The following is a 9591-nucleotide window of genomic DNA, read 5'->3' as shown; positions in this document are numbered from 1 at the left end:
GTTTCACTAGTAGGCATAAAAAAATATTAACTTTTGAGGAGGTAATAGATAAACAGAATAAAAAATCACATATGATAAAAAATATTTTAACCGTAATAATTATGCTAATAAGCCTCTGTGGTTATGCCCAAAAAATCAAGATTGATAAAGGAGAGATTAAGCTAGATGAAAAAATAATTGGTTTTATAGAAGGCAAAAAACCAATTTTTAAAATTTACAATTTAGATAAAAGTTATGCTGTTATAGCGGAGTTAAAGAATGTTCCCAATGCTGATTCGATGACACTTCCGTGGATAGAATTTAAAAACGAAGCGACAGGAAAAACAAACGAATTAGATTTCAAGAGTAGAAAATTCAGTGCCTTTAATTATGACAGAAGTATTATCTATGAATTACTGGATCGAAATTATATAAGCACGGATGGTTTAAACCCAGAATCGATTGAGAATTTCATTAATGGAGAATCAACCGGAATTTCAGCCAAACGTCTGGGAGTTCAAAATGATGTCGAAAACGCAAATATTCTGGCTGATACCTATGAATTAGGAATAGATGATAATGGTGTTATTTATAGTATAAAAGCAAAAAATCTGGATCCAAATGATAAAGCGATTGGTTATATCAAAATGACCTCACCATCAAATAATGGAGAATTGAAATATGAAATAGCTGACTTAGATGGCAAATTAATCGCAACATGGTTCGCAAAAGCAGGTATGATTTCAGGATATGATAAATTTCTAAACCAGGAATTGATTACTTATGATAACAAAGTATTTAAAGCAGCTTTTGATAATAGAGGTAATCCAATAGGATATAAAATGAGTAAGGATATAACGGCTATGAATATTGCACGTGTTCTTGTTGGAAACGGCTACAGCTTAGGAAGTCAATATTCAGGGAAAGGAAAATAATTAAGCTAGTCAGAATATATAAAAAAGATTCAGAATGAGAAAAACTTTACTCTTACTCTTATTTATTGTTATTACATCCTGTTATCAGGAAACCGCTATAGCCATAGAGGGTGATTTTACGACTTCGTATGCCAACAAAGACGAATCGATACCTGTTATTATTAAAATAGATAATAAAATTACCGGTGCAGATAAATACGAATGGACGTTTGAAGGAGGTAATCCGGCTGCTTCATCTCAAAAAAATCCGGGTGAAATATTGTATAATAAACAAGGTACTTATACTATTAAACTAATAGCTGCAAATGTAGACGGAGAACGTAAAGAAATTAGTAAAACCGTAGTAATAAAAGAAGGAATTAATATTGAGTTTGCTCATGAAATCATAAAAAGCAATTTTTCTCCGGTTGAGGTAGTTTTAAAGAATACTACTATTGGAGAAGGATTAACTTTTAAATGGGATTTTCAGGATGGGACTCCTGCAACATTTACAGGCAAAACACCTCCAAATGTTGTATTTACAACCCCCGGTGATCACGCTGTAACGCTGACTGTTTCTAATGGTTTTGAATCAGAAAAACAAACTCAGACTATAACCGTTGCACCTTATTTAGTCAGCCTGTTTTCGTATGAACCAAAGTTTGAAGACGATGATTACGAGGCTCCTGTAACGATTAATTTTACTAACAAATCGATTAGTGCAACAAATTATAAATGGAATTTTGAAGGCGGAAATCCGGCTGTTTCAACAGAGGAGAATCCGACAGTTGTTTTTACAAGTGCAGGCAGTCATGAAGTTACTTTAGAAGCTTTTAATGATAAAACAAGTCAGATTTATAAATCGACTATTACAGTGCTGTCAGATACGAATCTGCGTATTTTAACCAACATTAAATTGGGAATAAATTCGGCACATAACAATAATAATATTGGTGCAATGTTCTCAACAGTAACAAGACAGGTTTATAAAGCAAATGAAATTAACGATCAGAACAGCAGCTTAATAGATATTGTTTTTCAGGGGTTAAATAGCAGCTTTACCTATAATAAATTTATATCGCCGGATCAGGCAAACAATTATGGCTTTTTAGCATTAAAAAATGCACAAAGCACCATTTTTATAAATTCTCAAAATTTGTGTAACTGCGGTTTAAATTTTACCGAAGCACAGTTTGATGCTATGGTAAATGATACTCCTGTAAAATCTTTAAATATAAGTTATAGCGCAGCAGGAGCACAGGAATTTGGTTTTACTTATCCAAAAATCATTTTGTTTAAAACACAAGACGGAAGGAAAGGAGCCATCAAAATTAAAGATATGGTAAAGAACGGAACAAGTTCTTATATTTTATGTGATATCAAAGTTCAAAAACAATAGCCAGCTATAATGAAAAGAGAGAATAAGAAAATCTTATTTTGGTTATGTATTGTTTTTGTCTGTTGTATTTGCAGGAAAGGATACGCTCAGGATGTAGACTTAGAGAATTTTTATAAACCAAATTTTAAAGTTACAGGTAATGTGAATGCAAATATGATGTATTATACTTCTAATAATATGCAAAATTCACGTGAGCCTTTTACTTATTTGCTTTCAGGGAATTTGAATATTAGTGCTTTTAATTTTAGTGTTCCGTTATTTTATAGTATTACCAATCAAGGAAATAATTTGGGCTATACCGCCCCATTTGATTTTAACAGATTAAGTATTATGCCCAAATATAAGTGGGTAAAAGCATATATAGGCAATGCAAGCATGACTTTTTCACCTTATACATTAAGTGGTTTTCCGTTTAAGGGAGTTGGATTGGAACTGACTCCAAGAAGCCCGTTTAAAATAACTTTAATGGGAGGACAGTTGTTAAAAGCGGTATCAGAGGAAAATGCATCAGGAGGAATTCCGGTATACGAGCGTTTTGGTTACGGAGCAAAAATAGGTTTTGAACAGCAGCAATATAAAATTGGCTGGATTGGTTTTTATGCCAAAGACAATGTTAATTCAATAAACATAACTAATGATAAAGGAGTAACGCCAAAAGAAAATTTTGTAAACAGTTTGATTTTTAGCACATCGTTGATAAAAAATTTAAATTTTAATGCTGAGTATGCTTTATCTGTTTTAACGGATGATATTCGAAGCAAAAATATTTCGGGAGGCAATTTTAGGGATAAGTTATTTTCCAGCAAAGAAAGTACAAGTTTTATGAATGCAGTAAATGTCAACTTTGATTACAACATCCAAAAAAGTATAATAGGATTAACGTATGAACGTATTGATCCTAATTACAACACATTAGGGGCATTATATTTTAATAACGATTTAGAAAATATTGCATTGCGATTTTCACGTCCTTTTTATCAGGACAAAATTACGGTATCAACCAGTTTAGGGTATCAAAGAGATGATTTGGCAAAAGCAAAAAAGCAGGACACTAAACGAGTCGTAGGGGCAGTTAATATGAATTATAGAGTAACGGATCAAATGAATATAACAGGTAGTTATTCAAATTTTTCCACCTATACAAATAAAAAATTAAATCAGTTTGAGCTTATAAACAATCCAAATGTTGTACAATCAGATACTTTAGATTACAGGCAATTATCACAAAATGCCAATGTAAATATGTCGTATGCCTTTGGAAAAAAGAGGAATCAAAATTTGAATTTCAACTATAGTATTGCCGGTCAGGCCAACGAACAAGGCGGCGTGATACGAAAAGGTCAGGCAAGTACCGTTCAGAATTATAATTTGGCACATTCGGTAAATTTTATAAACATGAAAATTGCCCTGAGCAGCTCCCTTAATTACACCAGCAACGAAGTAGCACAAAATAATAATTCTTCAGTTGGGGCTTCAGTCGGGGCCTCTAAAAAATTATTCAAAGACAAGCTGAATACTAATTTTGGACTTCTTTATAATAATTCTCAAGGAAATACGAATTCAAGTTCAGTGTTTGGAGTTAAGTTTAACAATAGTTATGTGCTGCTCGAACAGCATAATTTTAACATGAGTATTATTTCAATGTTTAGAAGTAGTTCTAATGCTAAGAAATTTAATGATTTAACGGCTACGTTAAATTACTCTTACTCGCTTGATAAAATAAAATTGCCATCCAGAAAAGAGCCTAAAAAAGAAACGAAAATTGTTTTAGAGCCTATTCTGAAAATAAAATATAAAGAAAAGTCCCATGAAGGAACGAGGAATGAAATTATAAAACAATTGCAGGACCTTCAAGCTGCATTACGACCAATCCCAAAAGAAGATTCGGATGAATTGCAGCATTTATTAACGCTCACTACTTTGACTCCGGATAATGAAAGTTTTAAAGAAAAGACTTTAAATTATTTAAAAGCTTACGATTTAAATAATGAAATCTTAGATCAATATAATAAATACATCCTTGAAACTGTAAAAAGTTTAAAAGAAGAAATGATTCGTAAAGATGAAGGTGTTGAAAATGATTATGTTATGGCTCTTGGAAGAGTAAATAAACATAAGATGCATGGAGTAAATGAACAAGATGTAACGGATAAAATAAGTTATAATTCTTATTTAAAATTGGTTGAACGAAAAAATAAAAAGTTACAGCCTTTATTAATTCATCGATGGATGCTTAATGAGATTTCGATACTTGCAAATACTTCTGCAGATGAAATGCATCAAAACGAAAATCTTTCAAATTTCAATAAAGAGGAGCTGAATCATTTCTTTAAAATGATGAAAGAAAAAAAAACAGATACACAAGTAATAGAAGAATTAAAAATCAAACTAATTCTGTTTTATCATGATTTAGCCATTAAAAATGTTAAAGATGATGAAGTTGAATTTAAATATTTAAAGAATAATTAAGGATCAAAAAAGTGCGATTCTTTAAAATAAAATAAGGTTACAGAAATCATTTCAAAAAGAAGTTTGGCTAAAATATTAAAAAAGTTATTATGCTTTGTTTTACAAAAAACCAGGATTATTTGCTTATGAAAAAGTTTTACAAAATACATTTATTGGTATTATTTATCACGTTTTCGGTTGTTTTTTCTTATGGGCAGGATATTATTACACCACCTAAAGAATTAGGAGCTGCTTCAAGTGCTATCCAAAAAATCGAAGCCTCTGAACGTTGGGTAGATAAATTTGCGAATCAGGATTTGGTAGAATTACCAATCGGAATTCGTAACACAGTAAATAATGTTCAATATTCTATCGGAATTACAAAAGCTGTTTTTTCACCGGAGTACACTACTTTGACTGTTTTCTGTAGAGTTGATATTCCGCAAAAAGATAAAAATGGACAACCAATGCAACTGTTTTTTGGTGCCGATAATGTAAAATTATCGCATCAGGGAGGTATTATGGGAGAAGCCAAATTAGTCTTATTGGGCAATGTTGATATTCCTTTTAGTGATAATAAATGGCAGGTATCATTATATGGCGGTTTTGATATGGCAGCCGGAAATGTAAATGATTTAACCTATGTAACAATTGACTGTGATGGTTTTAAAGAGATGAAAATTTCAGGAGCAGTTGAGTTTTCAAGAAATTTGATATTGCCAATTGATCCGCTGTCTAAAACTGTCGACGAGGCGAAAACAACAGTCCCTAAAAAATATTACAACGGAAAAACAGTTCAGATACCCAATAGAGTTAGAGGTGAGTTCAGCCTTACAGCAAGCAGCTGGAATGATATTTTGGTCAATGTAAGCATGCAGCCTTTTGTATTGAAAGACAAGCGAAACGGAAAAGATTTTGATGGTAATTTTCAGTTTTTAGTCAGTAATGCAGTTTTAGACTTAAGTGATTTAAAAAATGATCCCACCGTTGTCTTTCCGGAGTATTATGCAAAAAATGCACTTTTAATACCAAGTCCGCAAGCGTGGAAAGGAGTATTTATTCAAACTTTTGATGTAGGTCTTCCAAAAGAATTTCAAACTACAGATACTGCATCAAGTAAAGAACGGCTTTATGTAGGCGCACAAAATCTGGTTATAGATAAATATGGGGTTTCGGGAACTTTTTATGCAGATAATGTTTTCCCGCTCGATCGGGGAATAACCAGTCAGGAAAAATCATGGGCATATTCCTTAGATCATATTGATGTAACTATTGCAGCCAATACTTTTGTAAAAGCAAATTTAAGCGGTCAGATTCTTCTGCCCATAAGTAAAGCGTCACCAGAGAAAAAAGAAACTGCAGCTACAGCAGCAACAGCAAGTACGGCAGCAACTCCAGCTAAACCACAAACCAACAGAGCAGGTTTAGCTTATAATGGTTTTATATCCATGGAAGAGCAGCAATTAGTTGTGGTTACAAAAGATTCTATCGCTTTTGATCTTTGGAAAGCAAGAGCTTTGTTGTTGCCTAATAGCTCTGTTGAATTAAAACTAGTAAATGGAAGATTTTTACCCAAGGCAAATTTAAACGGGACAATTTCTTTTGGAACTAATAAAGGTGCGTCTGATGATAAAGAAATAGAAGGAAAAAAAACAGTTGATTTTAAAGGAATTTCGTTTGAAAACCTACAATTGCAAACCGTTTCACCTATTATTTCTGTTCGAAATATGGGCTATAAAGGTACGGTTGCCTTTGGTAATTTCCCTGTTTCGATTGGTAATATAAATGTTGCCATTAACGGAAATGATTCCCGGATCGATTTTGATTTAGGAATTAATTTAATGGAAAGCATTGGTGCCGGAGCCACAGCCCGTATTGGGATTAAAGGTAAAATGTATGATGATGGTTACAGGCAGCGAAGCAGGTATGACGGTTTAGATCTGTCTGCCATTAATATTGACTGTAAATTTAGCGGATTAACCATTAAAGGAGGTCTTATCTTAATGGAAAAAGACCCTGTATATGGAAACGGATTCAATGCAGATCTTGAAGTTGACATTGCCGGTGTGGTTAACGTAAAAGCAAAAGCTATTTTTGGACGTACTACTTTTAGATATTGGTATTTTGATGCGGCAGTAAAATGGCCGCCTGCTCCCTCGCCTTTTATGATTAATGGTTTTGGGGGCGGGGCGTATTATAAAATGCATCGAAATCCGGATATAGCCATTGGTGATTTCTCTCCGTCAGGATTGAGTTATACTCCCGATGAAAAAGTAGGCTTAGGAGTAAAAGCCCTAATTTATTTTCATATTGGTTCAGAAACGGTTTGTGATGGTGAAGCAGGATTTGAAATTGCTTTTAACTCAAAAGGAGGTATAAACAGATTAGCCATTTTTGGAAAGGCAAATGTTATGGCCTCAATACCAGGACTTAAAAATGTTACAGATTTAATGGGAAAAGTGTCTTCAAATGCTGCTGCGAAGAAAAGTTTTATGGGAATAACACAAAACGATCTTAAAGGTTCTTTTGCGAGTAAATATATTCCAGAAGCAAAAGAAGCGATTCCGGGAGATTTATCAGCTCAGGTAGGTATAAAAATGGCAGCGGCAGTAGAATTTGATTTCCAGAATCATTCTATGCATGCTACAACAGACGTATATATAAATACGCCGGGAAATTTTCTTTCAGGAATAGGAGAGGGTGGAAGAGCTGTTTGGGGAGTTTTTCATAAAGACCCAAAAGATTGGTATATGTATATGGGAACACCGGACGACAGATGTGGAGTAAAAATAGGTGTAGCCGGTATGTATTTAAAAACAACAAGTTATTTCATGGCAGGAACACTGCTTCCGGGAAGTCCGCCGCCGCCGCCTGTTGTTGCGCAGATTTTGGGCGTCGATGCCAAAGAATTAGATTATATGCGTGATGAAAATGCATTGGCAAATGGAGGAGGTCTGGCCTTTGGAGCCAGTTTGGATTTTGATACCGGAGATTTAAGTTTTCTGCTTTTTTATGCTCGTTTTCAGGCAGGAATGGGATTCGATATTATGCTTAAAGATTATCAGGAAGCCAGATGTACTAATACAGGAGACAGGGTTGGTATAAATGGCTGGTATGCTAACGGGCAGTCTTATGCTTACCTGCAGGGAGAATTGGGAGTTAGAATAAAACTGGCATTCTTAAAACTGAAGGTTCCGATCATTTCAGGAGGAGCAGCAGTTTTATTACAGGCAAAATTGCCAAATCCGGTTTGGATGCGCGGTTATGTAGCCGGTAATATGAATGTTCTGGGGGGATTAATAAAAGGAAAATTTCGTTTTAAATTTGAACTTGGAGAGGAATGCCAATTTGAAAATGCATCACCGCTAGGAGGAATTAAACTAATAACAGATGTAACGCCAAAACAAAGTTCAGCTGATGTAGATGTTTTTACTGTGCCGCAAGCCGCATTTTCAACGAAGGTAAATGAAGCTTTTGTAATTCCTGAAGATACAGGTGATGTTACTTATAAAGTAATATTAGAAAAATTCAAGGTTTTTGACGGAACAACCGAAATTCCAGGAGTCCTGGAGTGGGGTTCTATGAAAGACAAAGTAAATTTTGTTTCAACAGATATCCTGCCTCCAAACAAAGAACTCAAAGTTCAGGTTGAAGTTAGTTTTCAAAAGATGATTAATGGTGTCTTTCAGCCTATAAAAGTAGATGGTAAAGTGGCAACCGAATATGAGGAAAGATTGTTTACAACAGGAGGGGCTCCCAATCATATTCCGCTTACCAATATTAAATATTCGTATCCGGTTGTAGATCAGAAATATTTCCTTGAAGAAGAATATCCAAAAGGGTATATTCAGCTTAAACGCGGTCAGGATTATTTGTTTGAAGATGCAAGTTGGGAAACTAGTATCAAGGTAGATCAGGAAGGAACTTCTAATTCAAAAGCTGCAGCTTTTAGTTATAATACCAGTTCAAATGAAGTCTATTATGATTTGCCTAATATTGATCAGGACAAGAAATATAATTTTTCAATAATGAGCAGTTTGAAACAAGGGCCGCAGAGAAATACAACATCATCAATAAGAACAAATACAATCAGCGACGATGGTAATGATATACAAATAAAAGAAAATCAAGCTGATGCATTGTCAAAAGCAGAAGGAAGTATTGAGCGTTTATCTTATTCGTTTAATACTAGTAAATACAAAACATTCACTTCTAAAATGAATGCGATAAATACGCAGAGTAATAATTTTGGGGTATTGTATTCAGATGTTATTTATTTAACCAATACTATTTCAAGTCAGGAAGCATTTGATATGGCTGAACTTAACGGAGTAACTTATAGCGATGGTAAGGCTATGATAACAGCAGAATCTAAACTAAATGATGAGTATTATACAACGGATATTTTTCCTTATTTGTATAAAGATTATCCTTTAAATGGTAATTATTTCATAAATAACAGAGATACAAGTGAATTAGGGGTGATTCCTGCAAAGGCAATTCCACTTAATTCTTATTATATGACGAGTATTGAGAATGATGTAAACCAATCATGGACCAAAGGTAATTTTCCATTTAAATATAATATGCCTTTGCTTTACAAACAAGATTGGATTGACTTAGACAATCAGATCATTAATGCTTATATCAATGGGGATACTAGTGTTGAGTTAATTGCAAAACGTTTTATAAATTCTAATTTCCTGTTTATGCGATATGGTAATTATGAAATAGTAATGAAATACAATTTACCAGGATATAAACAAACAAACGAGTTTACTTATAAGTATAAAAACAATAATAATTTTAGATAATTACTTTAAAGGGAGTGATCTTCCCAGAAAAACAGAG

The 9591-nt window shown here is 33.6% G+C and carries 4 protein-coding genes; all 4 read left to right on the top strand.

What is annotated here, in order from left to right; genetic code table 11:
• Positions 1–71: 71 nt before the first annotated feature.
• The 4 genes from AABD74_RS18640 to AABD74_RS18625 all read left to right on the top strand — a co-directional run bounded on the left by AABD74_RS18640 (position 72) and on the right by AABD74_RS18625 (position 9554).
• The gene (locus AABD74_RS18640; protein ID WP_406843886.1) at positions 72–914 is read left to right on the top strand and encodes a hypothetical protein; all 843 of its coding nucleotides are present in this window, start codon (positions 72–74) and stop codon (positions 912–914) included.
• Positions 915–948: 34 nt separating this feature from the next.
• Complete coding sequence (locus AABD74_RS18635) at positions 949–2292, top strand: PKD domain-containing protein (protein WP_406843885.1); 1344 nt, start codon at positions 949–951, stop codon at positions 2290–2292.
• Between the two features lie 9 nt (positions 2293–2301).
• A complete protein-coding gene (locus AABD74_RS18630; RefSeq protein ID WP_406843884.1) occupies positions 2302–4761 on the top strand; it encodes a hypothetical protein in 2460 nt (819 codons plus the stop codon).
• Between the two features lie 125 nt (positions 4762–4886).
• Positions 4887–9554 (top strand): hypothetical protein, encoded by a 4668-nt coding sequence (locus AABD74_RS18625; RefSeq protein WP_406843883.1) that lies wholly within the window; start codon positions 4887–4889, stop codon positions 9552–9554.
• Positions 9555–9591: the final 37 nt, after the last annotated feature.

Source organism: Flavobacterium soyae (assembly GCF_045348165.1).
In the GTDB taxonomy this organism is placed as follows: domain Bacteria; phylum Bacteroidota; class Bacteroidia; order Flavobacteriales; family Flavobacteriaceae; genus Flavobacterium; species Flavobacterium soyae.
Note: the sequence above shows the minus strand (reverse complement) of the source record. Positions and strands in the feature narration are given on the sequence as shown.

Excerpts from the sequence above, each read along its gene's own strand:
- AABD74_RS18640 (WP_406843886.1), top strand. The coding sequence starts at position 72 with ATGATAAAAAATATTTTAACCGTAATAATTATGCTAATAAGCCTCTGT.
- AABD74_RS18635 (WP_406843885.1), top strand. The coding sequence starts at position 949 with ATGAGAAAAACTTTACTCTTACTCTTATTTATTGTTATTACATCCTGT.
- AABD74_RS18630 (WP_406843884.1), top strand. The coding sequence starts at position 2,302 with ATGAAAAGAGAGAATAAGAAAATCTTATTTTGGTTATGTATTGTTTTT.
- AABD74_RS18625 (WP_406843883.1), top strand. The coding sequence starts at position 4,887 with ATGAAAAAGTTTTACAAAATACATTTATTGGTATTATTTATCACGTTT.